Raw genomic sequence first — 26,279 nt, forward strand, 5'->3', positions numbered from 1 at the left:
AAAGGGCTGTGGGTACCGCGCGTCGAGCCAGGATGATGTCGCCGTGGACCGTCCGCCCCCGATACCGGATCCATCCGACGGCACCATCCGCCGCTATGTCATCGCCGCATCGGAGCGGGGGAGCCCTCGGTACCTGGACCTCCTTCACGGTGGCTTCGGCCGGCCGGGCGGGCAAGAGGACGCCTCAGTCGTGCGGGCTCTACGCCATGATGCTCGACGTGTCAGCGACGAGGAACTGGTCTTCCTGCTTCAACCTGACTGCCTACCTCGACCGCTACCTGCCCCGACTCGACCTCCGCTACGACCAGGATTGGGCGCTCGGCGCCCTGCGGTGCGTCGACCTGCGACTCGGGACGAGTCACGCCGACCGGGTACCTCGAACCCGGCGGCCAGTGGGAACGCTGGGCCGGCTCCGCACCCCAGCCTCCGGACGCCGACACCTACCGAGCACTGATCGCCGATCTGTGCGGCCTGTGAGGACTTGGGGCTGCGACGGCAGGGGCGGCGCCATCAGAGTCGTGCGAGTCGGCGCCCCGCTCGGTTCAGCGGGGTCCGACGGTAGTGCGCCGACCACAGGCCGTTCCACTCGTCCAGCGCGTCGCCCGCCGCGACGAGGGTTGCCTGATGACGGGCAAGTGCCTGGTGGCGTGTGCCCGGGTCGCTCGCTACGAGGTCGAAAGCCAGGAGTAGTCACCCCTCGGTAGCTCTCGTCACCGGTGGTGGCCGTGGCAGCCGCACCTCGACGCGGAGCCCGCCTCCGGGGCGGGGGAGCAGGGTGAGTGTTCCGTCGTGGGCGTGGGCGATGCTCCTGACGATCGCCAGACCGAGCCCGACACCCGCGTGGCCGGTCCGGGCGCGCTCGCTGCCCCGCTGGAACGGCTCGGCGAGCGTGGCGACCACGTGGGCGGCGAGCGGCGCGCCGGTGTTCTCGACGGTGAGCACCAATGCCTCGGGGTGAGCCGTGGTCGTGACCCGGACGGCACCCCGGTCGGGCAGGTTGTGGACGATCGCGTTGTGCACGAGGTTCGTGGTCATCTGCAGCAGCAGAGCGCGTGAGCCGATGGTCGGGCTGATGTCACCGGAGGCCTCGACGGTGAGGCCGCGTTCCTCGGCGAGCGGGAGGAGCGTCTCGGCGGCTTCTTCCGCGACGAGGGACAGATCGACGCGTTCGCGGGTGAACGATCGCTGGTCGGCGCGGCTGAGCAGGAGCAACGCCTCGGTGAGATGGATCGCCCGGGTATTGACGGCGTGGAGGCGGTCGAGGAGTTCGCCGGTGTCGCGGTCGGGGTCGTTGCGGGCCACGTCGAGAAGCGTCCGCGTGATCGACAGCGGGGTCCGCAGCTCGTGGGAGGCGTTTGCGGCGAACCTCTCCTGTTCGGCGACGTGCACTTCGAGCCGCGCGAGCATCGTGTCGAAGGCGTCGGCGAGTTCCCGGAACTCGTCCCGCCGCCCAGGAAGCCGGATCCGGTGGGAGAGGGAACCGCCGGCGGCCAGGCGGGTGGCGTCGGTGATGCGCGTCAGCGGGGCGAGCATCCGGCCGGCCAGGATCCACCCGCCCAGCAGGGCGATCACCAGTAGGAGAGCCCACACGACGGCGGCCCGCGGCGCGAAGGCGCGCAGGAGGTCGGACCGGTTGGGGATGAACGGACCCGGGGGAGAGCCGCGCCGAGGGACGGTCAGCACGGTGTCGGGCACGTAGCGGAGCAGGAACACCCACACGACCGCGAGGAGCAGGGTCACCGCGAGCATGAGGAACCCGGCGTAGCTGAGTGTGAGTTTGAGGCGGACGCTCAAACCGGGCCGCCTACCGACTGTCCTCCCCCTCGGATGCGGTGCCGATGCGGTAGCCGCTGCCGATCGCGGTGGAGATGATCGACGGTTCGCCCAGCCGCTTGCGCAGCGCCGAGACCGTCAGGCGTACGGCGTTCGTGAACGGGTCGGCGTTCACGTCCCACGCCCGTTCCAGCAGCTCCTCGGCGCTGACGACACCGCCCTCGGCGGCGACGAGGATCTCGAGCACGGCGAACTGCTTGCGGGTCAGCGCGACGTAGCGGCCGTCGCGGTGGACCTCGCGGCGGAACGGATCCAGCCGCAGGCCGGCGATCTCGCGTACGGGCGGCCTGCTGTGCGCGCGCCGGCGGTCGAGCGCTCGCAGCCGGAGCACGAGTTCCCGCAGGTCGAAGGGCTTGGTGAGGTAGTCGTCGGCGCCGAGGCCGAAGCCGGAGGCCTTGTCGTCGAGCCGGGCGGCGGCGGTGAGCATGAGGATCGGCATGCCGCTGCCGGAGGCGACGATGCTCGCGGCGATGTCGTCCCCGGACGGGCCGGGAATGTCGCGGTCGAGGACGGCGATGTCGTAGGCGTTGACGCTCAGCATCTCCAGCGCGGTGTCGCCGGCGCCGGCGATGTCGGCCGCGATCGCCTCCAGGCGCAGGCCGTCGCGGATGGCATCCGCCAGATACGGCTCGTCCTCCACGATCAGCACCCGCACACGCTCGATGCTACGAGCCGGCCCATGTGGTTTGCGTATGCAGAAGGGCATACGCCGCCGCAACACTCCTCCGCCTTCACTGGACCCACCGGACCAGGAAAGGACTGTGATCATGGACGTGGACTCCGTACGTGGTGGTGTCGACCGGCGGCGGCTGCTGGGGTGGGGTGGGCTGGCGACCGCCGGGCTCGCGGCCGGCGCGCCGTTGCTGGGTGCCGGATCGGCCCACGCCGCCCCTGGTTCGGCCGGCCCCGGCGGGCCCCAGGCGCCCGGGCACGGCCGGATTCCGCGGGACACCCGGCCCGGCGGCGCCTACGACCGGTTCGTGGCGGAACTGGCCGCGCAGGACAGGTTCTCCGGCGTGGTGCTGCCGTCCTACCAGGGTCGGACGGTGTTGTCCCGCAGCTACGGCATGGCCGACCGGGCCAGGGGCATCCGCAACCACGAGGACATCGCGTTCAACCTCTCCTCGGCGAGCCAGCCGTTCCTGTCGGTGGCGATCCTCCAGCTGGTGCAGCAGGGCCGGATCGCGCTGTCGGACACGGTGGGCACCCACCTGGAGGGCCTGGCTACCGGCATCGCCGAGCAGGTCACCATCCACCACCTGCTCACCGGCACCTCCGGCGTGGACGCGCCGATGCCCGACTGGCGTCGTGTCTTCCACAGCCGCGACGAGGTGTACGAGTACGGCGAGCAGTGGGCCCGGCAGGCAACCCTGGTGGGAGTGCCCGGCGCGGGATCCAACGGCCATCTACCCGGTGGAGGTGTGAGCCTCGCCATCGCCGCGCAGATCGTGGAGGCCGTCTCCGGCATGACGTTCTGGGACTACGTGCACGAGCACGTCTTCGGCCGCGCCCGCATGACCCGCTCGGCGTTCTACACGAGGGAGCAGTGGCTCACCGACAGGCGCATCGCGCATCCGTACATGCGTCAGGCCGACGGCAGCCGGGTCGACGCTGTCCGCAACCTGGACAAGGGCAGCGTGAGCCCGCCCATCCGGGGCCGGAATCCGGGCCGCGGCTTCATCGGTTACGCCTCGGGCGACGGCTTCGCCACCGCGCCGGACCTGGTCCGGTTCGCGCACGCGCTACGCGACGGCACGCTGCTCGACCGGCCGTACGCCGACCTGTTCGCCGGGGCCAGACTTCCCGGCCCCGAACCGACGTCCTTCGAGGCGTACACGATGCCGGTTTCGATCATCGGCGGGCAGTGGGTGATCGGACGCGGCGGCGGGGCCGGCGGCGTCGGTGCGAACTGGACCATCTACCCGGACACCGGGTGGGTCGGTGTCGTCCTGAGCAACTACGACGACATGCCGCTGCTGGAGATCTGCCTGCGCGAGGTCGAGGCCGTCACGGGCCAGCACATCGATCCGCCCGGCGGCGGCTGAGGCGCGCCCGTCGGCGTCGGAGCGGCTGTTCACGCTGGCCCCGGGGCAGGCCGACCACCGCGTGCACCTGTACGGGTAGGCGTCAGCTGTCGAACCAGACGACGAGTCGTACGTTGTCCTCGCCGTGCCGTTCGGCCAGCTCGCGCATGCCTTCCAGCACCGCGCGCAGCGCCGGGTCACGCTGCAGCGCATCGCTGTTGGACAGGCGCTCCACCCGCCACATCACGTTTCCCGAGCGCCATTCGGTGCCCTCCGGGTAACTGCTGCCCCGGTGATCCGCGTGCTCGCCGGCTACCTCGCGCCAGGCTCGCCCGTGCCGGGTGGCCTTGCTCCGGTAGCGCGGTCCTTCGGCGGTCAGGTCGTACACGTGGATCCGGTCGTCCACCCGGGGCGATGGCGCGCTCCAGTCGATGCGTGCCACCTCCGCCCACGACACCCAGGTGGGGTCGTGATGGCGTTCGGTGAAGTGACGAGCGCGCAGGCTCGCGCTGACGTCGTCCGGCAGGCCACGGCCGGGTGCGACCGGCTCGAACCCGGCGAAGTTGCGCACACCGAACAGCAAGCCGAAGGCGTCGTAGTTGGTGGAGACCTCCCGCAGGCTGATGTCGGCCAGCTCCCACGGCGAACCCGTACCGTGCGGCCGGATCTCCACCCCACCCCAGATGTCGGTACTCACGTCGCTCCACCCCCGCAGCCGAGACGCTTCGGTGTCCGCCACGACCATCGCACCCGGCGGCAAGGCGCCGCAGCCCGGACCTGACTGCTGCGGGGCGGCGCGGTGGCTAGGCTGTGCCGGTGCGGAAGGCGGGGTCCCGGGGTGACCGTCATGGTTGACGCGGACGACGTGCGTCGGGTGGCGTTGTCGCTGCCCGACGTGGTCGAGATCGACAGTGACGGCTTCGACTTCCGGGTCGCCGGCAAGGGGTTCGTCTGGTCCTATCCGGAGCGCACGCCCGGGAAGCCGCGGCGCATCCGCACCGACATCGCTGTGCTGTACGTGGGCGACGAGGCGGAGAAACAGGCCCTGCTCCTCGGCGAGCCCGACCTCTTCTTCACCACCCCCGCGTACGACGGGTTGCCCCTGGTCATGCTGCGGCTGGCGCGCGTCGGCGTCGAGCGTCTGACGGAATTGGTCACCGACGCGTGGCGGATGCGTGCCCCCGGCTCGCTCACCGGTGAACCCGGCGCGTGACCCCGCACGCTATCCGTCGAGGATCTGTTCCCGGAGGATGTCCGCGTGCCCGCAGTGCTGGGCGAGCTCGCGCAGGACGTGGAGATACACCCACCGCAGCGGAAGGGGGCCCCGTCGGTGCCCGGTGAGCATGTCGTCCAGACCTCGCGTGGAGGTCGCCCGGCGTGACGCGTCCCGAGCGTCGCGGTAGGCCTGCCGGACCCCGGCGATCGTGTCGCCGTCGTCGAGGAGGAACGAGTCCTCCGACCGCTCCGGGATGCCGATCTCGGCGCGAGACCGACCCGTGACGGCTTCGTCGAACCAGACCTTCTCGACGAAGGTGGCGTGCTTCACCAGACCCAGCAGCGTGGTGCGGGAGGCCACCAACGATCGGCGCGCCTGTTCCTCGGTCAGTCCGTCCAGGCAGCGGTCGAGCGCGTCGCGGTGTTCGTCGAGAAACGCCTCGAACTGGGCCTGGACCGGCTGCGCGACGACTTCGGCGGAGAAGGTGGGCGGGAAGGACGGCATGGACGCAGCATTCCAGATCGGCGGCCGGATGAGCGCGGGGTGTATCAGGCGGGTCGCTGACGAACCGCGACGATCTCGGCGTGGTGAGCGACCGCCCAGTCGGCCAGCGCGGAAAGCGGCTCCAGAAGGCTGACACCGAGTGGCGTCAGCCGGTACTCGACGCCCGGCGGCACCGTCGGAAACACCTCACGCTCGACCAGGCCGTCGCTTTCCAGCGCACGCAGTGTCCGGCTGAGCATGCGCGGGCTGATGCCCTCCACGGCGCGGTGCAACTCGTTGAACCGGTGCGGATGCCGGCCGAGCAGGGTGACCAGCAACAGCGTCCACTTGTCGCTCACCCGCCGCAGCAGGTCAGTGACCGGACAGCGGTCGTACTCGCCGGCCGGAACCGGCACCGGCAGCCGATGATCGAGCAGCGAGGCACTCACATCGGTGTCACCTGTGGACATGAAAGTGCCTTCTTTCGCCTCCGCCGGCCTGCTGCCCAGGATGGGGCAGGTCGATGAGCACACGATAAGGGGGCGACGTGGGCGTCGTGGTGGTCAGTGGCGGCACGAACGGAATGGGGCGTGCGTTCGCCCTGGGGCGGGCCGAACGTGGCGACCGTGTCCTGGTGCTCGGCCGCAGCCGTGCACGTGGCGAAGCGATGGCCGGCGGCCTGATCGCCTTCCTTCCCGTCGACCTGTCCAGCACGGCCGAGACGCGGCAGGTCATCGAGCACATCCTCGGCGAGCACCAGGTCGTGGACGCGTTGACGCTGTTCGCCAATGCGGTGACGCCGCGTCGCATCGAGACGGTGGAGGGACTGGAGCGTACGTTCGCGCTCTACTACGTCAGCCGCTACCTGCTCAGTTTCGGTCTGCGTCCGGCCCTGGACCGGGCGGTCGCGCCGGTGATCGTGAACGTCGCCGGTGTCGGGGTCACGAGAGGCGAGGTGCGCTGGGCCGATCCGCAGATGAGGGAGGGCTACTCGGCCGTCGCCGCCCAGTTGCAGGCCGGGCGGGCCAACGACCTGCTCGGCGTGGGCTTCGCCCAGCGGTCCGGTAGCCGCGCCCGATACGTGCTCTACCATCCCGGGTTCACCAGGAGCGGTGACCGTAGCGCGCTCCCGCTCGTGGTACGGGGGCTGCTCGCGGTGGCGGCGGCGGTCGCCGCCCGGTCCGTCGCGGACGCGGTGGCGCCGATTCACCGGTTCCTGGACGCGCCGCCGACCGCGCCGGTGACCGCCGTCGACCGGGGGAAGCAACTTCCGCCCGGTTTCCCGACCCTCGACCCTCATGACGCCGAGCGGTTGATGGACCTCACGGAGAGGCTGCTGTGGTGAGGCGCCGCGCCGACGCTACGGCCGGAAGTAGTCGGACATCATGCTGCTGACCCACTCCGGCTGCCGGACGTTCGTGGGGACGAACTCCACCAGCACCGGCTTCAGGTCGATGACCGGCGTGCCGGACACCGCGTCGAGGCCCACCACCGTCAGTTCCCGGCCGTGGACCGACTCGATGCGGCAGCACGTCACGCCGATCCGGTTCGGCCGGCGGGGACCACGGCCGGCGAACACGCCCATCGGCGGCAGGTCGGCCCGGCCCCGGTAGGGGCGGGGTTCGCGGTGGTCGCCGCCGTCCGGGAACCGGTCGAAGACGAACACGACCTCCACGTGCGAGAACTCCTCCAGGCCCTGCAGGCACGCCTCGCCGAAGCGCTCGTCGACGACGATCGTGCTGCGGACGGCGCCCCAGTTGTCGCTGTGCTGGATGTCCGTCCGGTCGTTGCGGACCGTACCGATGGGGGTGATCTCGAAGCTGGGCATGCCCGGAGAGTAGTTCCGCGCGGCTCGTCACGGGGGCCCACGAGCCGGACCACCGGCGCTAGGCTCATGATCATGGACGTTCTCCGATACGCGGCGTTCACCGCCGACCCGGCCGGCGGCAACCCGGCCGGTGTCGTGCTCGACGCCACCGGGGTGGATGACGCGGAGATGCAGCAGGTGGCGGCGCAGGTAGGCTACTCCGAGACGGCGTTCCTCCTGCCCGGCGAGGGCGGGCGGTTCACGGTGCGCTACTTCAGCCCGAAGGCGGAAGTGCCGTTCTGCGGGCACGCGACGATCGCGTCCGCGGTCGCGTACGCGCAGCGGCACGGCCCCGGCGCGCTGCACCTGGACACCCGCGCCGGACTGGTCGAGGTCGCCACGAGCGCGCAGGCCGACGGCACCACCACCGCCACGCTCACCAGCGTCGCGCCGCGCACCGTACCGCTGGGCGCGGACGACCTGGCGGCGCTGCTCGCCGCGTTGCGCTGGTCGCCGGACGATCTCGACGCGACGCTGCCGCCGCGTGTCGCGTACGCCGGGGCCTGGCATCCGATCGTGGCCGCCGCGACCCGGCAGCGCCTGGCGGACCTGGACTACGACATGGCGGCGCTGAGCGCGCTCATGGCCGAGCGGGACTGGACGACGATCGACCTGGTGCATCGCGAGTCCCCGCTGGTGTTCCACGCGCGCAATCCGTTCCCGCCCGGCGGCGTGGTCGAGGATGCCGCGACCGGCGCGGCGGCCGCCGCGTTCGGCGGTTACCTGCGCGAGATGGGCCTGGTGCGGCCGCCCGCCACAGTCACCGTGCGGCAGGGCGAGGACATGGGCCGCCCGAGCCTGCTCACCGTCGGCATCCCCGCCGATCCCGGCGCCGGGATCGCGGTGACCGGCACCGCCGTGCCCATTCCACCCGCTGAGGCGGCCCGGTGAGGCCGGACCACTACGACGGCTTCGCCGAGCGGTACGCCGCGGAGAACGAGTCCAGCCTGTTCAACGCCTACTACGAGCGGCCCGCGATGCTGGAACTCGCCGGGGACGTGCGGGGCCGCCGGATCCTCGACGCGGGCTGTGGCACCGCCCCGCTGTCCGAGGCGCTCGCCGCGCGCGGGGCCGTCGTGACCGGCTTCGACGGCAGCCCGGCGATGGTCGAGCTGGCCCGCGAGCGGCTCGGCGGGGACGCGACGCTGCTGGTGGCCGACCTGGGCGCGCCGCTGCCGCTCGCCGACGGCGCGTTCGACGACGTGATCGTGTCGCTGGTGCTGCACTACTTGGAGGACTGGACCGCGCCGTTGGCCGAGCTGCGCCGTGTGCTGCGTCCCGGCGGCCGGCTCCTGGTGTCGGTGAACCATCCGATCGGGTACGAGGTGGCGTTCCCGGACGCCGACTACTTCGCCGTCGCGAGCTGGTCAGAGGAGTACGACTTCGACGGGCAGCGCGCCACGCTCACCTACTGGCACCGGCCGCTGCACGCGATGACGGCGGCGTTCACCGACGCGGGTTTCCGGCTCTCGGTGATCAGCGAACCGCCGTTCTCGCCCGACACGCCGCGCGAGCTGCTGCCCCCGGAACTCGACGGCCGTACGGCCTTCCTCTGCTTCATCTTCTTCGTTCTCGAAGCGCACTGAATCCGAGCGGCGCATAACGTCGAGCGGCGTATAACGTCGGATCCGGGTCGGCTCGTTCGTAGGACGGGTGAGAGGCGGCCGGACCGCCGCCCGGACAAGGGAGTCATGGCATGCCGCGGTACCTGATCTCGTTCAACGACGGCGCGATGGACCACATCCCCGCGGAGGAGATCCCCCAGGTGGGCAAGGACGCGCACGCGGTCATCCAGGAGGCCGTGAACGCGGGCGTGTTCGTGTACGGCACCGGGCTCGAACGTCAGCAGGCGAGCATCGTCGGCACGGACGGGGTGGTCACCGACGGGCCGTTCCCGGAGACCAAGGAGGTCATCGGCGGGTTCGTGGTCCTCGACGTGGCCTCACGCGACGAGGCGCTGAAGTGGGCCGCCAAGATCGCCGTCTCGTGCCGCTGCGCCCAGGAGGTCCGGGAGGTCATGCCCGACCCCGAGACGGAGGCGATGCTCCGCGCGGCGGGCCGCTGACCGGTCCGATGTCGACGCGACGACGGTGGGCGGGGCACCCGGACGGAGGCCATGCCTACCATGATCGCTAGCCTCGTGCGGTGAAACGTGAACTCGCCGCGCTCTCCCTGCTGTTCGTCGTCTCCGCGTGTGCGCCCGCGGAACCCACGCCGTCGACGTCCGCCACCCCGTCGTCGTCCGCGTCGGCCTCGGCCGCTCCTCAGGCCGGCTCGACCGCGCCCGCGGACAAGGTCGCGGCCGGTGCGTGCAACATGGTGGCCCGGGTGGTCGAGCAGCAGGACGTCCGCTTCACCTCGAACTCGCCGATCGCCATGCGTGCCCGCAAGGCGGCCGACCCGGGCGTCCGGGACGCCGGCGAACGGCTGGCGGTGGCGGCGAAGGAATCCGGGGACATGTTCGTCCGCAACGACCCGAACGAGGACACCGGCCCGGTCGACGCCCGTATGGCCGAGGCGCAGCGCGGGCTCCTGTCCGCGTGCACGGCGCTGTTCGGGCCGCAGCCGTGGCCGTTCGCCCCGTCGCCGACACCGACCACCTGAGCCGCGGCGCTGATGCCGGCTCATGCCGGGCCGGCGGCCCCGGCGATGGCGAGTGTGTGCTGATATTCGCGCCAGTGGGCCAGCTTGCCGTCCCGGGTCCGCAACACCCCGATGAACGGCGCGGACGCGGTCACCCCGGTCACCGTGTGCGTGCCGACGAGCTCGTACTCGACCACGATCACCTCGGGATCGGCGGTCTCGTGTACGACCACGCCGCGGCACTCGTCGAACCGCACCGGGAACGACGCCCGGCCCGCTCGCGTGTACTCGAGAACGGACTGCTTCCCCTCGGTGCGGGTCGGGTGGCCGGGCGCGGCGAAGGGCGTCTCGATCACCACGTCGTCGGCCAGCGAATCGGCCTCGAAGGTGGGCAGGTTCGCCAGCCACTTGGCGCGCATGCTCTCGAAGATCTGCTGTGGTGTCACGTCGGCCTCCGCGATAATGAGTCGTGACTCGACTTGTATGACAGAATAATGAGTGGAGACTCACTTTGGTAGAGGGTCCGCCCCTGCGCGCCGACGCGCAACGCAACCGGGCACGCATCCTGGACGCCGCCGAGGCGGTCTTCGCCGAGTTCGGCGCCCGCGCCTCCACCGAGGAGGTGGCCCGCCGGGCCGGCGTTGCCATCGGCACGGTCTTCCGTCATTTCCCCACCAAGGAGGACCTGCTCGCCGCGCTCATGAAGCGACTGCTCGCACAGCTCACCGAGGAGGCGGGACGACACGACCTCTTCGGTTTCTTCAGACGCACGGTGGCCCAGGCCGCCGCGAAGAAGACGGCAGTCGAACTGCTCGCCGGATCCGGCGTGGACATCCGGCTCCCGGATGCGGTAGGTCACCTGGAGGAGGCGATGGGCAGGCTGCTGCAACAGGCCCAGGCCGACGGAACCGTCGCCGACTCGGTACGGCTACCCGAGGTGATGGCGCTGCTCACCGGCATGTGCCAGGGCGCGCTGCACGGCGGATGGGACGAGCACCTGCAAGCCCGGACGCTGGCGGTCGTCTTCGCCGGCTTCGAGCGCGGCTGACGGTCCGGGATCACACCGCGATAAACCGGTTGGCCCGCCCGGCGAGCGCTGTTACCTTGCCGGTGGCCGTGCCGGAGAACGAGGGAGGTGGTACCCGTGACCGCAGTATCGACATGGGTGCTCCCCTCGGGGGTCACGGCCGGGCGATAGGTCGTCCGGGAGCGCCGTCGCACTCCCGAAAGGCACGACCATGCGCTTCACGTCCGAACAGCGCCTCGCCGACGGCGTCCGCGAACGCGAGTTCACCCTCGGCGAGATCCCGGGCATCCTGTGGGCGCCCGCCTCCACGTCGGCGCCGGCCCCGCTGATCCTGCTCGGCCACCCCGGCGGACTGCGCCGGATGTATCCCCGCCTGGCGGCCCGGGCGCAGGGCTGCGTCGAACAGGGCTTCGCCGCCGCCACCATCGAACTGCCCGGCGGTGGCGACCGGCCCGCGTCCGCCGCCGCCGAGCAGGCCCGCGCCGACCTGCGCCGGGCACTGGCAGCCGGCGAGCGGGTCGCCGACGAGGTGGTCGACCGGCTCGTCCTGCCGCTGGTGGAGGAGGCGGTACCGGAGTGCCGGGCCGCGCTGGACGCGCTCCTCGCGCTGCCCGAGGTCGGCGGCCCGGTCGGGTACGCCGGCGGGGTGATCTCGATCGGCGTACGGCTGGCGGTGGTCGCGGCGCGCATCGTGGCCGCGCTCCTGTTCGCCGGAAGCTTCGTGCCGCGCGCCATCATCGAGGAGGCCCGGCGGGTCACCATTCCGCTGCACGTCCTGTTGCAGTGGGACGACGAGGGCAACGACCGGCGGATGGCGCTGGACCTGTTCGACGCCTTCGGCTCGTCGGAGAAGACGCTGCACGCCAACATGGGCGGGCACACCGGCGTGCCGTGGTTCGAGGGGGACGCCGCGAACCGGTTCTTCGCCCGGCACCTGAAGGCGGGCCCGCCGGTGGCGGTCTCGGCGGATCCGGGGAAGGGGACGCCGTCCGGTCCGTAGGGTGATCGCATGGCGCCCGTGACCGGACTGGACCACGTCGTCATCGCCGTGTCCGACTGGCGGGCCGCCACCGACTTCTATCGCGACGTCGTCGGCGCCGAGGTGATCGGCGTCGGCGGCGACCGCGTCGCCTTCCGGATCGGCCCCCACCGGTTGAGCGTGCACGGGCCGGGTCTCGACCTCGGCGGCAACGTGGCCCGGGTTCCCGTCCGTCCGGGCAACAGCGACATCTGTTTCGTCTGGGCCGGGCCGATCGAGGAGGCGGTGGCGCACCTGCGGCGGCACGACGTCGAGGTGGAGACCGGACCGGTCCGGCGGGTCGGCGCCGGTGGCACCGGGACCAGCGTCTACTTCCGCGACCCGGACGGAAGCCTGCTGGAGTTCATCTCCTACCAGGAGAGGCCGTGACCGGTCAGAGCGGTGACACCACCAGCTCGACGTGCCGGGCCTCCGTCGCGTCGTCCACGGCGAACTGCAGCAGCCAGCGGCCCGGCGCCAACTCGATCTCGTCGTTGTCGTCGGCGTCGCCGACGTAGAGCCGCCCGGACGGGACGTCCAGTGTCACCTCGTGCGGGTGCCCCGTGACGCGCTGCGACGTCACCCGGATGTCGAGGGTGACATCTGCCTCTCCCTCGTCCGCCACGGCGGCGGAGGCGACCACGACCGCGACGTGGTGCGTCGTGGCGAACACCGGCGCGTCCCCGGCGTGGAAGTCGATGTCGAAGTCGGTCTCGCAGAGGGCGTCGCTGAGGTAGACGGCACCCCAGTGGTATGGGCGGACCCGGCGTACGCGTCGGTCGTCGGTCACGCGAGCCCGCCGACCGGCGGCGCCCAGGTCGGGCGCGGGATCAGACAGAACGGGTGACCGGCCGGGTCGGCGTACACGTGGTCGCCCGCCAGCCGCCGCGCCCCGAGCGCGAGCACCGCCGTACCCACCGCCTCCTGGTCGTCGACCATCACGTCGAGGTGCATCTGCTGCGGCACCGCCGGATCCGGCCACGTCGGCGCAACCAGGTCGGCGACGCGCTGGAACGCCAGCCCGGACGCCGCCGTACCGGCCGACACCACGGCGAAATCGTCGTCCGCGTACGTGACCGGGTCGCCGAGGACCGCGCTCCAGAAGCGTGCCTCGGCCATCGGGTCCGGGCAGTCGACGATCAGGTGGTGGAGTCTGCCGAGCGGCATCGCGATCACCTCGTCAGCTCTGCCGCAGGTCGTGCTCGGCGAGGGCGGCCTCGACGACGCCCAGCGCCTTCGGTCCCATGCCGTGCAGGCGGGCCAGCTCCGCGCGCGGTACACCGGCGAGCCGGCGCAGCGTGGTGTAGCCGGCCGCGGTCAGCGCCCGCGTGGCCGGCGCGCTGATCTTCGGCAGGCGGTCCAGGGACGACGTCATCGCCCGATGCTAGACCGCCACGGTGCGGCTCGCCTGCCCGTCCTTCGGCCCGTCAGGGACGGAATGGGGGAAAGACCCGACGGGCATCTCGGGGCGTTTCCGTATGGGACTCGGGTGGGACGCCGCTGAAGAATCGACAGGCATCCAAGACACCGGGAGGTGCCGTGTTCCGACGTACCGTGGCCGTCGCTCTGGCCGCGCTCACCGTCCTGGCGGGACTGCCCGGCGCGGCGCGCGCCGGGCTTCCGCCGCAGCGGCTCGTGTGGAGCGAGTGCGCCGACGACCTGCCGGACGTCCCGCCGGATGAACGCGTGCGGTGCGCCCGACTGCGGGTGCCGGTGGACTGGGCCCGGCCGTACGGTCCGACGGTCGACCTCGCCGTGGCACGCCGGTCCGCGCGCCTGCCGGAGCAGCGGGTGGGCACGCTGGTGTTCGGGCCGGGCGGCCCCGGCGACTCGGGAGTGGAACGGATCCGCAAGGGCGACCGGTTCAGCGGCGAGTTGCTGGACCGGTTCGACCTGGTCAGCTTCGACCCGCGTACGGTCGCCCGCACCGCCGCGCCCGTCTGCGCCCCGGATCCGGCGCTGCGCAAGCCGGCCGTCCCGCTGACCGGCCAGGCCGACTTCGACGCCGCGGTGGCCTACAACCAGGCGCTGTGGCGCAGGTGTCGTCCGACCAGCCCGTTGTTCGACCACGCCGACACGCTCAGCACCGTCCGTGACCTCGACGCGTTTCGGCGGGCGCTGGGGGAGCGGCAGCTGTCCTTCCACGGCAGCTCGTACGGCACGCTGCTGGGCCAGCAGTACGCCGAGCGGTATCCCGGCCGCGTGCGGGCCGTCGTGCTGGAGGGCGTGTTCGACCACAGCCTCGACGTGCGCTCCTTCGTGCGGACGCAGGCCGCCGCGTTGCAGGACTCGTTCGACGAGTTCGTGTCCTGGTGCGACAGGTCGCCGGAGTGCGTGCTCCACGCACGCGACGTGCGGGCGGTCTGGGCGCAGGCGCTGGCCCGCGCGGACCGGGGCGAGTACGCCCCCCGTACCGCCTTCGACGTCACCGCTGTGGCGCTCGGCCTGCTCGCCGGTCCGCGTTGGCCGCAACTCGCGGTGATCGTGCGGGACATGGCCGCCGGTACGCCGCCACCGGAGGTGAATCTCCCGGTCTCCGTCGCGGCGTTCTGCGCGGACTGGCCGGCGCAGGTACGCGACTACGCCGCGTACGCCGGCGTGGTCCGGGACGCCCGGGCCGTCGCCCCGGACGTCCGGTACGGCGCCGGCCTGCTGGCCGTGCAGACGTGCCTGGGCTGGCCGTCCCCGGTCCGCAACCCGCCGCACGAGCTGAACGTGCGCACCCGCACGCCGCTGCTGCTGCTCAACGCCCGGCACGATCCCCGGACCGGCTACGCCTGGGCCGTGAACGTCGCCCGGCAACTCGGCCGGCACGGACGCCTGGTCACCTACGAGGGCTGGGGCCACGGCACCTACCAGCGCACCGACTGCACGACCGCGGTGGTGGACCGGTACCTCGTCGACCTGACCGTGCCCGCCCCGGGCACACGATGCCCGGCGAGCTGACCGCTGCGGGACCGCCGGTGCGGCAGGTTGACGCGACCGCCGGACAGGCCGGCGACGCAACACGTACAGCCGATCAGAACCTCGTCAACGGTCGCCGAGCAGTCCGCGTCCGGCCATGAAGGCGCGCAGCGTCCCGGCGTCCTCGGCGGACATCAGCCACCGGGGGATCACCGTGGCCGGCATCCGTCCCACGTACACGATCCAGAAATCCGGGGTCTCGGTGACCCGCTCGACGCCGTCCCAGGCGATGCCGCCGGACTCCGAACCGCTGCGCATCATGATGTTGCGGTCGTCGATGTCGTAGCCGCCCTCGACCGCGTAGCCGCCGGACCGGCGCCGGGCCCGCCAGCGCACCCACGGCGCGTACAGCATCGACAGCACGCCGGCCACGATCAACGCGGTCCACAGCGACGCGAAGCGGCCGCCCCGCTCCGACGCCTGCGAGGCGATCCAGCCGATCACCCCGATCGCGGCGAGGGCCGCGCCGATGTAGCCGAAGCGGCGCAGCCGGGCGGCGGCCAGCGCGGCGGCCACGCGGGCCGGATAGGCGGGGTCGGCCGGTACGGCGAAACGGATCTGCACGCCCGAACGATAGTGCCCCGCCCGCCTGTCCCGGGCCGGACCCGCGCCGGTAGCCGGTCAGATCCGGCGCAGCACCAGCGTCACGAACCCCAGCACGCCGCGGTATCCGCGCAGCCACTGGTCCCGGTGCTCCCGGCCGACGCCGAGCGCGCCGGCGGCATCCGGGTGACCCGGGTTGTCCAGTGCCCACTCGGTCAGCGAACCGGTCCACGACCACTCGTAGTCGTCCCACTCGGCGGCGTCGCTGACGTGCGCGTACACCGGGGTCCAGCCGGCCTGCTCGGCGGCCGCGACCAGACCGGCGAGGTCGGTGTGGTCGTCGGGTTTCGCGCCCAGCGCCGCCAGCGCCTGCGGCGTCGGCGGCACCTGCCAGAATCCCTCGCCCACCATCAGGACGCCGTCGGCGTTCACGTGCCGCCCGGCCAGTTCCAGCGTCTCGCCGAACCCGCCGAACGCGTGCGTCGACCCGACACAGAGCACCAGGTCGTAGTCGCCGTCCGGCACGTACGACCGGGCGTCGCGCTCGTGCAGCGTGAGCCGGTCGGCGAGGCCGCGCACGGCGGCGGCCTCCGTGGCGCGTTCCAGCGCGTACGGGTTGAGGTCCACGCCGTCGGCGTGCCCGTCCGGATAATGGGCGAGGGCCTGCAACGCCCACGCGGCCTCGCCGCAGCCCAGGTCGAGGATCCGGGCCGCCGGCCGGCGACCGGCCCGGCGCAGCAGCCGGTTGACGTTGACGCCGGAGAGCGGCGCCGCGATCGGGTGGTGCGAGTGCGCGATGCTGCTGAGCCGTTGACGGTCCATCGCCGCAGTCAACACGAGCACAGCCGGATTGTCGTGCCGGTCAGGCGCGGCAGATGATCGTCGCGTCGTCGGTGGCGACGCCCCCGGTTGCCTCCGCCGCCCGAACCCGGGCGATGACCTCGGCCGGGCCGGCGGTCTCCAGCAGGCGCAACAGCCCCGGCCAGTCGGTCAGGCCGAACGTGTCCACGAGACGGCTCGCACCGTTGCTGAGCAGCGCCGCGCCGGTCACGTCGTGGGCCGGGCACTCGCCGGTGACCGCCTCAGCCACCACCGTCGGGTCGTCCTTGGCGACCCAGAAGCCGCCGGGGCTGTTGCGGCGGGACCGCAGCTCCACCAGCAGCCGCCGGTACTCGTCGCCGCCCTCCGGCACGTCCGTCAGCCGCTCCTCGAAGGCTCGGGCGATCACCACCTCACGCGGATCGTGGGCGACGACGGGATCACCGGCCGCCCGGCCGACCAGCGCGACCGCGTCACCGAGGACCAGGTGCTCGACAGTCCCGCCGGAGAACCGCAGCATCGCCACCGCGGCGAACGGGCTGATCGGGTGCGCGACGTCGCAGGTGTCGCGGTGCTGGTCGGTGACCCACTCGATGCCCTCGGCCAGCACGTCGCGCAGGCTCCGCTCCTGCGCCAGCGCGCCGAGCAGCGCGCCGCCGAGCCGGGTCGCGTACCAGGCGATGCCGTGGTGGCAGACCTCGTGCGCGCCGGTGATGCCGCCCGCGCCGTCGACCAGGACCAACCCGCACGGTACGGCGCCGGCGAAGTCCTCATTGGCACGGCCGGGATGTCCCGCGTCGGTCGCCATCGCTACCCGCATGCGCCTCATCATGCCCGGGCCGACCGGAACGCGATGTCCCTCGCGGCTGGCTGACCCGCGACGCGCGCGCCGGGGATCCGGGCCCGCATCCACGACGGCGTCGACGACGCCGACTACGTCACCACCCTCAAGGTGCTCCGGCGGATGATCCGCAACACCGGCGGTGCCGTGTAGCGCACCGGCCCGGCTCAGGACGCCCGAAGCCTGCGGATCGCCAGGCGGGCCCCCTGATGGAGCAGCACGCCGGCACCGGTGTTCGCGGCGGCGAGCACGGCCGCGCCGAGCAGCCCCGCGCCGACGTCCGTCACGCCGGTCGCGACCAGCAGGACCGGCCAGCCCAGCGCGGCGGCGACGAGCGACAACCGCCACCAGCGTCCGAGGAGAAGCCCGAGCAGGATCAGCAACGGGATCATCGCGGGCGACCTCCCACCGTCGGCTCGTTCGAGCGTACGCCCGGTCAGACCCGCCGGTCGCCGAGTACCACAGCGCCCACCAACCCCCGGCGCTCGTGCTGTGGGGCCGGCACGACGCCTACTTCGACGTGGACAGGTGCTCGCGTAGCATCGCGCGCTGGACCCGGATGGACGCGCACCTCTTCGACGGCGGCCACCTGCTGCTGGAGACCCACGCGGCCGAGTGCGCCGCGCTCCTGCGCGCGTTCGTCCGGGACCACTCGTGAGCCGGGACGCGGGTCACGGCGTGGCCGGCGGCTTCGCCTTCTGCGGGTGGAACGTCTCGTGGCGGGCCAGCATGGCGACGAACTCACCGATCTTGCGTTCCCGGGTCTCCGCGCGCTTGACCGCGTTCAGCCGGTGGATGAGCGCGAACCTGTTGGCGCTGGTGAGGACGTCGAGCATGGCTTGGGCGGCGGCCTCGGCGGCGACGGCGGCGAGCAGGTCGGCCGGCAGCTCGGCCTCCGACGGAGGAGCGTACGCCGCCGCCCACCGGCCGTCCGCCTTCGCGGCCTCCACCGCCGCGCGGCCGGCGGGTGTCATCCGCCCCTGCTCCTCCAGCCGGGCCACGTGCGCGACGTTGCGCTGCGACCAGGAGCTGCGGGCCCGGCGCGGGGTGAACCGGATCCAGGAGCTCTCGTGGTCACGCTTGCGGGCCTGCCCGTCGATCCAGCCGAAGCACAACGCCTCGTCGACCGCCTGCTGCCAGGTCAGTGTGGTGAGCGTGCCGCCCTTGCGGGTCAGGGCGAGCCAGACGCCGGGCGACGTGTCGTGGTGGGCGGACAACCACGCGCGCAGCGCCTCCGCGTCGGGCACGATCAGCTCGTCCAGCTCGGCGGTTCCCATGGCCGGAAGGCTATGCCACGGGTACGACGTTAAGGCCGGGCGTGCGGCTCAGCCGCCTGCTGCTCGCCGTCGGGCGACGGATCGGCCGCCCGCCGCAGCCGCCGTCCGGCCACCAGCAAAGCCACGCCTGCGCCGGTGAGCCCCGCGCCCATCAGCCCGCCCGCGACCCCCGCCGCCGGATCGCCCTCACGGAACGCGTACGCCACGGCCGCGGTCAGGATCGGCGCACCGAGGGAGATCGCCATCCACCCGCCGAGGATGTCCTCCTTGTCGGCGAAGGCGTTCGTACTGATCAGGAAGATCAGGATCATGGCAGCGGCGAGGCCGACGAGTAACAACGCCGCGAGGATCAGCGCCGGGTCGCGGGGGAGCAGCCCGGCGGCCGCGGCGAGCACGTAGATGATCGCCGCCGCGATGAGGTTCGCGAGCACGTTCGTCATCACGTTCGCAACGAACCTCCGCAGTCCGCCACGCCCGGTGCCGGCCGGCGCCGTCACGACGTCCGCGAATCGTGCGACCGGCGGGCCGCCAGCAACTCGTCCAGGTGCGCCTCGCTCCACGACCGGGCGGCCGCGACCAGCGTCAGCAGGCTTCGCCCCAGCGGCGTCAGCGCGTACTCCACGCGCGGCGGGTTCTCGTCGTAGGCGGTCCGCGTGACCAGGCCGTCGCGTTCCATCGCCCGCAACGTCTCGGCCAGCACCTTCGGCGTGATCGTGCGCAGCGGCGCCCGCAACTCGGTGAACCGGCGCGGCCCGTGCTCCAGGCACAGCACCACCATCGCGGTCCACTTGTCGCCGATCTGCAACGGCATCATCCGCGACGGACAGGCGGGGTGGAACATGTCCGGATCGAGCGGCGTCACCGCCCGAGCGTAACCCGGTACCGTTGCGGTAACCGGCACCCCGCGTCCTACCGTCGCGCCATGACCAGCATCGCCGTCTTCGGCGCGGGCGGCCGGGCCGGCCGCGCCGGCACCGCCGAGGCCCACCGCCGCGGCCACCGCGTCACCGCCGTCGTCCGCGACCCCGCCCGCCATCCCGACCTCACCTCCGCGGTACGCGGCGACGTCACCGACCCGGAGACGGTCACCTCCATCGGGTACGGGCACGACGCCGTCGTCCACGCGGTCAGCCCGGCGTCCGGGCCGGACGCGCTCGCCGCCGCCGGCCTCGATCCGGAGTTCTTCGTCCGGGCAGCCGACGCGCTGCTGCACGGCCTGGCCCGCGCGGACGTGCCCCGGCTCGTGGCGATCGGCCTGTTCGCCACCCTGATCGACGCGCACGGCCGGCCCCTCTACGACGACCCGGCCGTGCTGCCCGCCGAGCTGCGGCCGTTCGCGCTCAGCCACGCCGCCGGCCTGGACCGGCTCCGCGCGGCGGACACCACAGTCGACTGGCTGGTGCTCACCCCACCCGCCGCGCTGGACGTGGCCGGTACCCGCACCGGCCGGTACCGCCTCGGCGGCGAGCGCGCCCCGGCGTCGGCGCCCCTGTCGTACGCCGATCTGGCGGTGGCGGTGGTCGACGAGATCGAGTCGCCGCGCCACCATCGGACGCGGGTCTCCGTGACCGGTGACGCCCCGGCCTAGCCGCCCGCCGCATTGTGCCGCGCCACCAGGTCCGGCAGCTCGTGCAGCGAGTCGATGCGGAACAGGCACCGGTCGGCCACGTCCGGCATGTCGAGGATGTGCCCCCACGGTCCGCGCCGGATCAGGCACGCCGACATGCCGGCGGCCATCGCGGGCGCGGCGTCGTTGTCCGGCCGGTCACCGACGTACAGGATCGCCGCCGCGTCGCCGCCGCTCTCGCGGACCACCCGGTCGAAGAACTCCGGCGCGGGCTTCGACACGCCCCAGGCCGCCGACGTGCCGATCACGTCCACCGGCAGGTCCAGCGTCCGCAGCGTCGCCTCGGCGTGCTCCGGCACGTTGCCGGCCAGGCCGACGCGCAGACCCTGGTCCTTCAGGGCGGTCAGGCACGCCCGCGCGTCCGGGTACAGATCCTCCTCGCCGAAGGACTCCGGGTCACCGGCCGCGATCCGGCGGGCGAGTTCGGCGGTGAGGTCGAAGTCCGGCCGGAACGCCCGGAACACCTCCTGGTAGTCCAGCCCTCGGGCGATCACCGCGCCGAAGACCGCGGAGAACGTGTGCCGGGGTACGCCCAGCCAGTCCGCCCACGTCGCGAACTCGCGCGTCTCGTCGAGGATCGTCCCGCCCACGTCGAAGAAGACCGCCCGGATCATCAGCGGATCGTACTGTCGTTGATCAGCCAGTGGGGGGCGCCCGGGTGGCGCAGACTGCCCGCATGAGCGCCGCCTTCCTCCCCGAACCGCCGCAGAGCCCGGCGGCGAAAGCCGCGTACGAGGACGACCTCTCCTCCGACGGCTACGTCAACAACCTCACCCGCGTCTGGTGCTGGCGACCCGACGTGCTGATGTCGTTCCAGAACACGCGCGCCGAACTGCTGTCCGCGTCCACGCTGTCCGCGCGTGAGGTGGCGGTGCTGGTCGCCGCCACCGCCGCCGTGCGGGGCGACTCGTACTGCTCGCTGGCCTGGGGCGTGCGGCTGGCCGGGATGAGCGACGAGGAGACCGCCGCCGCGGTGCTGCGCGGCGACGAGGCGGCCCTGTCCGAGCGGGAGACGGCGCTGGCCGACTGGTCCCGCCGGGTCGTGACGGACCCGAACGCCACCACCGAGGCCGACACGCAACGCCTGCGCGACGCCGGCCTGAACGACCGGGAGATCTTCGAGGCCACCACGCTGATCGCTTTCCGGCTCGCCTTCTCCACAGTGAACGACGCGCTCGGCGCGCGGCCGGACGCGCAACTGGTGGAGAACGCGCCGGAGCTGGTCCGGGAGGCGGTCACGTTCGGCCGCCCGGCCTGAACGAGCGGGTCCCGGCCCTCGACCGGCCGGCCACGGGGCAGCGAGCCCGAACGCGAGCGGAGATCATCATCTGGTGACCGACACCGCCGCGTACACGTTGGCCGTTCCGCCGTTGTTCGCCGCACTGGCTCCGGCGAACGACGTCCTGATCGCCGGCGCCGGTGGCGGCTTCGACGTCTACGCCGGCCTGCCGCTGGCCCTGGCCCTGTGGCAGGCCGGCAAGCGGGTGCACCTGGCCAGCCTCTCCTTCTCGGAGCTGGAACTGCTCGACCGGCAGGTGTGGGTGGACGAGCACGTCGCGGCGATCCGGCCGGACACCCTCAGCCCCGACTGGTACTTCCCGGAGGGGCACCTGGCCCGCTGGCTGGCGGGCCGGGACCTGCCGTCGACCGTGTACGCCTTCCCGCCGCTGGGCGTGCAGACGCTGCGCGAGGCGTACCGGCACCTGGTCGACCGGCTCGACGTCGACGCGATCGTGCTCGTCGACGGCGGCACCGACATCCTGTTGCGCGGCGACGAGAGCGGCCTGGGCACCCCGGTGGAGGACATCACCAGCCTGGCCGCCGTGGCCGGGCTGGACGTGCCGATCCGGTTGGTGAGCAGCCTCGGTTTCGGCATCGACGCGCACGACGGCGTCAACCACGTCGAGGTGCTGGAGAACCTGGCCGCCCTCGACCGGGAGGGCGGCTACCTCGGCGCGCTGTCCATTCCCGGCTCCAGCCGTGAGGCGGTGCTCTACCGAGAGGCGGTCGCGCAGGCCCAGGCCGCCACCCCGCACCGGCCGAGCATCGTCCAGGGGCAGATCGCCGCCGCCACCGGCGGCGCGTTCGGAGACGTACGGTTCAGTCGGCGCACCGGCGACGGCGACCTGTTCGTCAACCCCCTGATGGCGATCTACTTCTCGGTCGACCTGCCCCGGCTCGCCGCCCGCTGTCTCTACCTTGACCGGATCGAGAACACGATCGGGCGGCGCCAGGTCATCACCCGCATCGAGGCGTTCCGCGACGAGCTGCGGGCCGCCCGCGTGCCCCGGGCGTATCCGCACTGACAATCACGGCTTGTCGTACCGGTGTGGGAGGGTCCGGGCATGACGACGTTCGTGCTCATCCACGGCGGCGGGGGCAGCGCGTGGGACTGGCACCTGCTGGTTCCCGAGCTGGCCGCCCGGGGTCACGACGCGGTGGTGCCGGAGCTGCCGATCGGAGACAGGTCGGCGGGGTTCACCGACTTCCGCCAGGCGGTGATCGACGCCGTCGGCAACCGGGACGACCTCGTAGTGGTCGGGCACTCGTACGGCGCGTTCACCGCACCGCTGGTCGCCGACCGGTTGCCGGTGCGCCTCCTGGTCCTGCTCACCCCGATGATTCCGCGGCCCGGCGAGAAGCCGGGGGACTGGTGGGGCAACACCGGCTACCGCGAGCCGGACGGGCTCAGCGAGGAACAGCAGTTCTACAACGGCGTGCCGGCCGGGATCGTCGCCGAGGCGCCCGCGCACGGCCGGGAGCAGGTCAGCGCGGAGTGGGACGAGCCGTGGCCGCTCGCCGCCTGGCCGGCCGTGCCGACGAGGGTGCTCATCGGCCGCGACGACCGGTTCTTTCCCGCCGACTTCCAGCGCCGGGTGGCCGCCGACCGGCTCGGCGTGGTGCCGGACGAGATCGACGGCGGCCACGCGGTAGCGCTCAGCCGCCCGGGCCCGCTCGCCGACCGGCTGACTGCCTACCTGGTGTCCTGATCCCGCCTCGCCGTGATCCGTCCGGCCCCTCCCGACGACATGCTGATCAGGAGGGGCGAGGCGCCGTGCGGATCCGCGACTGAGGGTTCACGGCGGCTGTCCGGTCTCTCCGAGGCGGTGACGGCCGGATAGCCGCCGGGGTCAGCTGCCGGCCGGCGCGGGTGAGACGGGTAGGGGCCGGCGGCGCCGACGCGCGAGCAGGCCGAGGACGAGATCGACGACGAGGAAGCCGAGCAGGGTGACGCCGAACCAGGGCAGTGCCCAGCCGAGTGCCAGGGTGACCGGTACGCCGAGCAGCAGCGCCCACCACGGGAGCCCGCGGAGGCCACCTCGGGCGGGCGGTGAGCCGAGCGGGGCGCGACGGCCGGCGCGGGTGGGGCGGCGCTGCCACCACATGCGGTAGCCCCAGACGATGACGCAGAGCAGACCGAGAGCGAGCGCCGCGAGCAGGATCTGGTTGATCGGCCCGAACAGGATTCCCATGTGGGCTTGGATGCCGAGGCTGCTGAGCTGCGCGAGCAGCGGCCAGTCGGCGAAGTCGCTGCGGGCGGTGACCGCGCCGGTGGTGGGCTCGACGGCGATTCGATCCTTCGCGACCGGCCAGGCGTTGTCGACCTGGGCGACGGTCCAGGCCAGGCCGGGCTCCGCGGCGGGGCTGATCTCCACCGGTCCCGAGAGTCCGGCGCTGCGCGCGGAGGCCAGCACATTGTCGTAGGACGCCGGATTGTCCGCCGTGCCGGTCGCCGCGCCACCGTGCTGATGCTCACCGCCGCCCGCGGGCGGGGCCACGCCGTCGACGGTGGTGGAGAGTTCCGGAGTGCCGGCGCGCAGGGTGTCCAGGCCGGTGCTGAAGTTCGCGCCGGCGTACCGGGACCAGGTCAAGCCGGTGGCGGAGAGGAACAGCAGGCCGACCGCGAGCCAGACACCGGTGGTGGCGTGCCAGCCCCGGGTACGGCGAACTCCCTTGCGGGCGGTCAGGTCCGGTACGAGCAGGTGTGTCGTCCGGGCGCGGGTGGCGCTGCGGCGGCGCCACCACAGGACTACCCCGCCGAGAACGAGAACCCACAACCAGCTGGCGGCGATCTCGGAGTAGTGCCGCCCGACCTCGCCGAGATGCAGGTTGCGGTGCAGGTCGTCGAGCCAGGTGGTGGCGGGGGTGGAGCCGAACCAGGTGGTGAGCCGCCCGGTCACCTCGCCGGTGTACGGGTCGACATAGACGGTGTGCTGCTTGTCGCCGAGTTCCTCGAGCGAGAACACCACCTGGGTGGTCCGGTCGCCGGTGCCGGGCACCACGGCGGCGATGGTGCCGTCGGGGTGCGCCGCCCGCGCGGCGGTGACCTGTTGGGCGAGGGTCTTCGGCTGGTCACCGACGGTGGCCACGGTCAGCCGGTCGCCGTAGAGGGCCTGGTCCAGCTGCGGGGTGATGGTGTACGCCAGGCCGGTCAGGGCGGCGACCAGCAGGAACGGGGCAACCAGGATGCCGGCGTAGAAATGAAGCCGGGTCAGCAGCGCGGCGAACGGCGTGGGCTGGCGGCCCGGCCGAGCGGCCGGCGCGGCGGTGGAGGTGTCCGGCGCGGGGTCGCCGGACAGTTCGGTGACGGACATCGACTACTCCGATCGAAAATATCGGCTTTTGGTTCGGGGTGGCTCGTGCCCGTCGAGCCGTGGGCTGCCCGGCTGCCGTGTCCCGATCGAGTAGTCGGTCAGGTGTGTCAGGAAGTTCCCTCGTCCGCGTAGATCTTCGGGTTGTCGTCCGGCGCGGTGCCAGGACGCCTCCGCGTGCCGACGGCGGCGAAGGGGCGCCGTGGCGGGCCGACTCGCGCCAGGGTGCCGTCAAGGGATCACCCGGTGCCGGTTGATCAGGGCTGCGACGTCCGCCGCGCCAGGTGGACCGTGACGTCCGCGGTGACCTCGACCGTGCCGGGCAGTACATCCCGGACGCGGCGGAACACCTGCTCACGGACATGTGGCGGCAGTTCGAGGTAGGCCGAGACGGTCGACAGCAGACCGACGAAGTCGTCGGCACTCATCGTGATCCGCCGCGCGATCTCCGACTGGCGTACGTCGGTGAACCACTCGGAGGCGCGCAGCTCCGTGCCGGGCCACTGCATGCCGGCTTCCGGTGGCGTCCCGTCCGGCGACGGGATCTCGTCGTCGGCGATGAACTCGGCTCGGGCCGCGGCCACCCCGTCGCGCAGCGCCGGGTCGGCCAGCCGCAGCGGCCCGCCGAACGAGGCGAACACACCACCGGGCACGAGCAGCCCAGCGACCCGCTCCCACCGGCCCGCCGGGTCGGTCCAGTGCAGCGCCGCCGCCGCGTACACCAGGTCGTGGTGCTCGCCGGCGCGCAACTGCTCGAACGCGGCCTGCCGGACCCGCACCCCGGCCGGGACGTGCCGGCGCAGTTCGGCGAGCATCGCGGAATCCGGGTCGGTGGCGGTGACCGCGATGCCGCGCCGCGCGAACAGCCGGGTGGCCTTGCCGGTCCCGGCGCCGATCTCCAGGGCGGTCCGGACCGGCCGGTCCGCGTACGCCAGCACCAGGTCGGCAAGCTCCTCGGGGTAGCCGGGCCGGAACCGCTCGTACGCCTGCGCCGCCGCTCCGAAGCTCAACGCGCGATCCGGCATGCCGAGCATCCTCCCACGATCAGGCTGCGCCCGTGACGTGCGCGGCGACGGCGTCGGCCACCTGCTCGGGCGGGACGGTGGCGTCGATCAGGTGGGCGTCGGTCACCGACGCGAACGTGTCCAGCGCCCGGGCGACGTGGTCGTGCCGCCAGCCGCGCGCGCCGGACTCGACCTGGTCGGCGTCGATCCGGGCCCGCAACCGGTCCTCGGGGAGCGTGAGCACGACCTCGCGGACGTCGACGCCCGCGGCGCGGATGCCGCCGAGGATCTCCGCGCGGTACGCCGGGACGAGCAGGCTCATCGGCACGATCCAGATGCCCGGGTGGTGCCGGTCCAGGCCGGTGACCGTCTGCACGACGAGGTGACGCCACAGGGGCAGGTCCTGGAAGTCGCCGGTCGGCGGGGTGACGAACGCGGTGAGCATCGAGCCGAGGAACTCCGGGTCGAACAGCCGCGCGTCCGGAAGCGACTCCGTGAGCAGCCGCGCGGTGGTCGTCTTGCCGGCACCGAACGCGCCGTTGAGCCAGACGATCACGCGAT

At 72.6% G+C, this 26,279-nt stretch carries 38 protein-coding genes and 1 pseudogene; 18 read left to right on the forward strand and 21 right to left on the reverse strand.

Features of this window, described 5'->3' with window-relative positions:
- Positions 1–43: 43 nt before the first annotated feature.
- Positions 44–241: pseudogene (locus tag BAW75_RS33485) on the forward strand (DUF6000 family protein); the annotation flags it as partial.
- Positions 210–704, forward strand: a complete 495-nt coding sequence (locus tag BAW75_RS33490; protein ID WP_396797540.1) for a DUF6000 family protein — start codon at positions 210–212, stop codon at positions 702–704. The pseudogene BAW75_RS33485 and the gene BAW75_RS33490, both read left to right, overlap by 32 nt.
- Here the strand turns inward: BAW75_RS33490 and BAW75_RS16855 are convergent.
- Positions 691–1,794, reverse strand: a complete 1,104-nt coding sequence (locus tag BAW75_RS16855; protein ID WP_244206155.1) for a sensor histidine kinase — start codon at positions 1,792–1,794, stop codon at positions 691–693. The two genes, BAW75_RS33490 and BAW75_RS16855, sit on opposite strands and share 14 nt — an antisense overlap.
- 10 nt (positions 1,795–1,804) lie before the next feature.
- On the reverse strand, positions 1,805–2,488 hold the full coding sequence (locus BAW75_RS16860; RefSeq protein WP_208635262.1) for a response regulator transcription factor: 684 nt from the start codon (positions 2,486–2,488) through the stop codon (positions 1,805–1,807).
- Positions 2,489–2,600: 112 nt separating this feature from the next.
- On the opposite strand from BAW75_RS16860, the gene BAW75_RS16865 reads away from it, so the two are divergent.
- Entirely contained in the window at positions 2,601–3,878 is a 1,278-nt protein-coding gene (locus BAW75_RS16865) for a serine hydrolase domain-containing protein (RefSeq protein ID WP_104114228.1), read from the forward strand.
- Between the two features lie 82 nt (positions 3,879–3,960).
- On the opposite strand, the gene BAW75_RS16870 is transcribed toward BAW75_RS16865, so the two are convergent.
- Entirely contained in the window at positions 3,961–4,554 is a 594-nt protein-coding gene (locus tag BAW75_RS16870; protein WP_146074851.1) for a hypothetical protein, read from the reverse strand.
- Between the two features lie 150 nt (positions 4,555–4,704).
- Between BAW75_RS16870 and BAW75_RS16875 the strand changes: the two genes are divergently transcribed.
- Positions 4,705–5,070: an MmcQ/YjbR family DNA-binding protein gene (locus BAW75_RS16875; RefSeq protein WP_176722920.1), complete on the forward strand. Its 366-nt coding sequence runs from the start codon at positions 4,705–4,707 to the stop codon at positions 5,068–5,070.
- 9 nt (positions 5,071–5,079) lie between these two features.
- Here the strand turns inward: BAW75_RS16875 and BAW75_RS16880 are convergent, their stop codons facing one another.
- Positions 5,080–5,577, reverse strand: a complete 498-nt coding sequence (locus BAW75_RS16880; RefSeq protein ID WP_104114195.1) for a DinB family protein — start codon at positions 5,575–5,577, stop codon at positions 5,080–5,082.
- Between the two features lie 44 nt (positions 5,578–5,621).
- Positions 5,622–6,026, reverse strand: coding sequence for a winged helix-turn-helix transcriptional regulator (locus tag BAW75_RS16885; RefSeq protein ID WP_104114196.1), 405 nt, complete (start codon positions 6,024–6,026; stop codon positions 5,622–5,624).
- Positions 6,027–6,103: 77 nt separating this feature from the next.
- Between BAW75_RS16885 and BAW75_RS16890 the strand changes: the two genes are divergently transcribed.
- Complete coding sequence (locus tag BAW75_RS16890) at positions 6,104–6,901, forward strand: SDR family NAD(P)-dependent oxidoreductase (RefSeq protein WP_244206156.1); 798 nt, start codon at positions 6,104–6,106, stop codon at positions 6,899–6,901.
- Between the two features lie 15 nt (positions 6,902–6,916).
- On the opposite strand, the gene BAW75_RS16895 is transcribed toward BAW75_RS16890, so the two are convergent.
- Positions 6,917–7,384, reverse strand: a complete 468-nt coding sequence (locus BAW75_RS16895; RefSeq protein WP_064446222.1) for an SAM-dependent methyltransferase — start codon at positions 7,382–7,384, stop codon at positions 6,917–6,919.
- Positions 7,385–7,456: 72 nt separating this feature from the next.
- On the opposite strand from BAW75_RS16895, the gene BAW75_RS16900 reads away from it, so the two are divergent.
- The 4 genes from BAW75_RS16900 to BAW75_RS32355 all read left to right on the forward strand — a co-directional run bounded on the left by BAW75_RS16900 (position 7,457) and on the right by BAW75_RS32355 (position 10,027).
- Positions 7,457–8,314, forward strand: a complete 858-nt coding sequence (locus BAW75_RS16900) for a PhzF family phenazine biosynthesis protein (protein WP_104114230.1) — start codon at positions 7,457–7,459, stop codon at positions 8,312–8,314.
- The gene (locus tag BAW75_RS16905; RefSeq protein ID WP_043324689.1) at positions 8,311–9,009 is read left to right on the forward strand and encodes a class I SAM-dependent methyltransferase; all 699 of its coding nucleotides are present in this window, start codon (positions 8,311–8,313) and stop codon (positions 9,007–9,009) included. Before BAW75_RS16900 ends, BAW75_RS16905 begins: the two co-directional genes overlap by 4 nt.
- A 110-nt stretch (positions 9,010–9,119) precedes the next feature.
- The gene (locus BAW75_RS16910; RefSeq protein WP_069090174.1) at positions 9,120–9,488 is read left to right on the forward strand and encodes a YciI family protein; all 369 of its coding nucleotides are present in this window, start codon (positions 9,120–9,122) and stop codon (positions 9,486–9,488) included.
- An 80-nt stretch (positions 9,489–9,568) separates the two neighbouring features.
- Positions 9,569–10,027, forward strand: a complete 459-nt coding sequence (locus BAW75_RS32355) for a hypothetical protein (protein WP_104114197.1) — start codon at positions 9,569–9,571, stop codon at positions 10,025–10,027.
- A gap of 20 nt (positions 10,028–10,047) precedes the next feature.
- Here the strand turns inward: BAW75_RS32355 and BAW75_RS16920 are convergent, their stop codons facing one another.
- The gene (locus BAW75_RS16920; RefSeq protein WP_104114198.1) at positions 10,048–10,452 is read right to left on the reverse strand and encodes a nuclear transport factor 2 family protein; all 405 of its coding nucleotides are present in this window, start codon (positions 10,450–10,452) and stop codon (positions 10,048–10,050) included.
- A gap of 65 nt (positions 10,453–10,517) precedes the next feature.
- On the opposite strand from BAW75_RS16920, the gene BAW75_RS16925 reads away from it, so the two are divergent.
- From BAW75_RS16925 to BAW75_RS16935, 3 genes are all read left to right on the forward strand, one after another.
- Positions 10,518–11,054: a TetR/AcrR family transcriptional regulator gene (locus BAW75_RS16925; RefSeq protein ID WP_104114199.1), complete on the forward strand. Its 537-nt coding sequence runs from the start codon at positions 10,518–10,520 to the stop codon at positions 11,052–11,054.
- A gap of 190 nt (positions 11,055–11,244) precedes the next feature.
- On the forward strand, positions 11,245–12,033 hold the full coding sequence (locus BAW75_RS16930; RefSeq protein ID WP_104114200.1) for an alpha/beta hydrolase: 789 nt from the start codon (positions 11,245–11,247) through the stop codon (positions 12,031–12,033).
- A 9-nt stretch (positions 12,034–12,042) separates the two neighbouring features.
- Complete coding sequence (locus BAW75_RS16935) at positions 12,043–12,441, forward strand: VOC family protein (protein ID WP_104114201.1); 399 nt, start codon at positions 12,043–12,045, stop codon at positions 12,439–12,441.
- A 4-nt stretch (positions 12,442–12,445) separates the two neighbouring features.
- On the opposite strand, the gene BAW75_RS16940 is transcribed toward BAW75_RS16935, so the two are convergent.
- Genes BAW75_RS16940 through BAW75_RS16950 form a run of 3 tightly spaced genes read right to left on the reverse strand, consistent with a single transcriptional unit; the run spans position 12,446 to position 13,426 of the window.
- Positions 12,446–12,841: a hypothetical protein gene (locus BAW75_RS16940; protein WP_104114202.1), complete on the reverse strand. Its 396-nt coding sequence runs from the start codon at positions 12,839–12,841 to the stop codon at positions 12,446–12,448.
- Positions 12,838–13,218: a VOC family protein gene (locus tag BAW75_RS16945; RefSeq protein ID WP_208635263.1), complete on the reverse strand. Its 381-nt coding sequence runs from the start codon at positions 13,216–13,218 to the stop codon at positions 12,838–12,840. Before BAW75_RS16945 ends, BAW75_RS16940 begins: the two co-directional genes overlap by 4 nt.
- Before the next feature lie 13 nt (positions 13,219–13,231).
- Positions 13,232–13,426, reverse strand: coding sequence for a helix-hairpin-helix domain-containing protein (locus BAW75_RS16950; RefSeq protein WP_104114204.1), 195 nt, complete (start codon positions 13,424–13,426; stop codon positions 13,232–13,234).
- A 164-nt stretch (positions 13,427–13,590) separates the two neighbouring features.
- Here BAW75_RS16950 and BAW75_RS16955 point away from each other — a divergent pair, with 164 nt between their 5' ends.
- A complete protein-coding gene (locus tag BAW75_RS16955) occupies positions 13,591–14,997 on the forward strand; it encodes an alpha/beta hydrolase (RefSeq protein ID WP_104114205.1) in 1,407 nt (468 codons plus the stop codon).
- A gap of 84 nt (positions 14,998–15,081) precedes the next feature.
- Here BAW75_RS16955 and BAW75_RS16960 read toward each other — a convergent pair whose 3' ends face one another.
- The 4 genes from BAW75_RS16960 to BAW75_RS16980 form a co-directional block, all read right to left on the reverse strand.
- Positions 15,082–15,579: a YcxB family protein gene (locus tag BAW75_RS16960; RefSeq protein WP_043324678.1), complete on the reverse strand. Its 498-nt coding sequence runs from the start codon at positions 15,577–15,579 to the stop codon at positions 15,082–15,084.
- Positions 15,580–15,636: 57 nt separating this feature from the next.
- Positions 15,637–16,401: an SAM-dependent methyltransferase gene (locus BAW75_RS16965; protein WP_244206157.1), complete on the reverse strand. Its 765-nt coding sequence runs from the start codon at positions 16,399–16,401 to the stop codon at positions 15,637–15,639.
- A 19-nt stretch (positions 16,402–16,420) separates the two neighbouring features.
- Positions 16,421–17,197 (reverse strand): hypothetical protein, encoded by a 777-nt coding sequence (locus BAW75_RS16970; protein WP_244206158.1) that lies wholly within the window; start codon positions 17,195–17,197, stop codon positions 16,421–16,423.
- Between the two features lie 188 nt (positions 17,198–17,385).
- Positions 17,386–17,610: a hypothetical protein gene (locus tag BAW75_RS16980; RefSeq protein WP_064446210.1), complete on the reverse strand. Its 225-nt coding sequence runs from the start codon at positions 17,608–17,610 to the stop codon at positions 17,386–17,388.
- 95 nt (positions 17,611–17,705) lie between these two features.
- On the opposite strand from BAW75_RS16980, the gene BAW75_RS16985 reads away from it, so the two are divergent.
- On the forward strand, positions 17,706–17,876 hold the full coding sequence (locus BAW75_RS16985) for a hypothetical protein (RefSeq protein WP_233514745.1): 171 nt from the start codon (positions 17,706–17,708) through the stop codon (positions 17,874–17,876).
- A gap of 13 nt (positions 17,877–17,889) precedes the next feature.
- Here the strand turns inward: BAW75_RS16985 and BAW75_RS16990 are convergent, their stop codons facing one another.
- The 3 genes from BAW75_RS16990 to BAW75_RS17000 are packed head-to-tail and all read right to left on the reverse strand — an operon-like array spanning position 17,890 to position 19,357.
- Positions 17,890–18,495 (reverse strand): YdeI/OmpD-associated family protein, encoded by a 606-nt coding sequence (locus tag BAW75_RS16990; RefSeq protein ID WP_104114208.1) that lies wholly within the window; start codon positions 18,493–18,495, stop codon positions 17,890–17,892.
- 29 nt (positions 18,496–18,524) lie between these two features.
- On the reverse strand, positions 18,525–18,935 hold the full coding sequence (locus tag BAW75_RS16995) for a hypothetical protein (RefSeq protein WP_043330213.1): 411 nt from the start codon (positions 18,933–18,935) through the stop codon (positions 18,525–18,527).
- 53 nt (positions 18,936–18,988) lie between these two features.
- Positions 18,989–19,357, reverse strand: coding sequence for a winged helix-turn-helix transcriptional regulator (locus tag BAW75_RS17000; RefSeq protein ID WP_223201100.1), 369 nt, complete (start codon positions 19,355–19,357; stop codon positions 18,989–18,991).
- 60 nt (positions 19,358–19,417) lie between these two features.
- On the opposite strand from BAW75_RS17000, the gene BAW75_RS17005 reads away from it, so the two are divergent.
- A complete protein-coding gene (locus tag BAW75_RS17005) occupies positions 19,418–20,083 on the forward strand; it encodes an NAD(P)-dependent oxidoreductase (protein ID WP_104114209.1) in 666 nt (221 codons plus the stop codon).
- Here BAW75_RS17005 and BAW75_RS17010 read toward each other — a convergent pair.
- Positions 20,080–20,736, reverse strand: coding sequence for an HAD family hydrolase (locus BAW75_RS17010; RefSeq protein ID WP_104114210.1), 657 nt, complete (start codon positions 20,734–20,736; stop codon positions 20,080–20,082). The genes BAW75_RS17005 and BAW75_RS17010 overlap by 4 nt on opposite strands.
- Before the next feature lie 62 nt (positions 20,737–20,798).
- Here BAW75_RS17010 and BAW75_RS17015 point away from each other — a divergent pair, with 62 nt between their 5' ends.
- From BAW75_RS17015 to BAW75_RS17025, 3 genes are all read left to right on the forward strand, one after another.
- A complete protein-coding gene (locus BAW75_RS17015) occupies positions 20,799–21,380 on the forward strand; it encodes a carboxymuconolactone decarboxylase family protein (RefSeq protein WP_244206159.1) in 582 nt (193 codons plus the stop codon).
- Positions 21,381–21,453: 73 nt separating this feature from the next.
- Positions 21,454–22,428 carry a DUF1152 domain-containing protein gene (locus BAW75_RS17020; RefSeq protein WP_104114211.1) on the forward strand — a complete coding sequence of 325 codons (975 nt, stop codon included), beginning with the start codon at positions 21,454–21,456 and terminating at the stop codon, positions 22,426–22,428.
- 39 nt (positions 22,429–22,467) lie between these two features.
- Complete coding sequence (locus tag BAW75_RS17025; RefSeq protein WP_104114212.1) at positions 22,468–23,112, forward strand: alpha/beta fold hydrolase; 645 nt, start codon at positions 22,468–22,470, stop codon at positions 23,110–23,112.
- 141 nt (positions 23,113–23,253) lie between these two features.
- On the opposite strand, the gene BAW75_RS17030 is transcribed toward BAW75_RS17025, so the two are convergent.
- From BAW75_RS17030 to BAW75_RS17040, 3 genes are all read right to left on the reverse strand, one after another.
- A complete protein-coding gene (locus BAW75_RS17030; RefSeq protein WP_104114213.1) occupies positions 23,254–24,717 on the reverse strand; it encodes a PepSY-associated TM helix domain-containing protein in 1,464 nt (487 codons plus the stop codon).
- A gap of 254 nt (positions 24,718–24,971) precedes the next feature.
- On the reverse strand, positions 24,972–25,739 hold the full coding sequence (locus BAW75_RS17035; RefSeq protein WP_104114232.1) for a class I SAM-dependent methyltransferase: 768 nt from the start codon (positions 25,737–25,739) through the stop codon (positions 24,972–24,974).
- A 19-nt stretch (positions 25,740–25,758) separates the two neighbouring features.
- On the reverse strand, positions 25,759–26,274 hold the full coding sequence (locus BAW75_RS17040; protein WP_064446203.1) for a P-loop nucleotide/nucleoside kinase family protein: 516 nt from the start codon (positions 26,272–26,274) through the stop codon (positions 25,759–25,761).
- Positions 26,275–26,279 lie beyond the last annotated feature (5 nt).

This window comes from Micromonospora chalcea (assembly GCF_002926165.1).
Taxonomy (GTDB): Bacteria; Actinomycetota; Actinomycetes; order Mycobacteriales; family Micromonosporaceae; genus Micromonospora; species Micromonospora chalcea.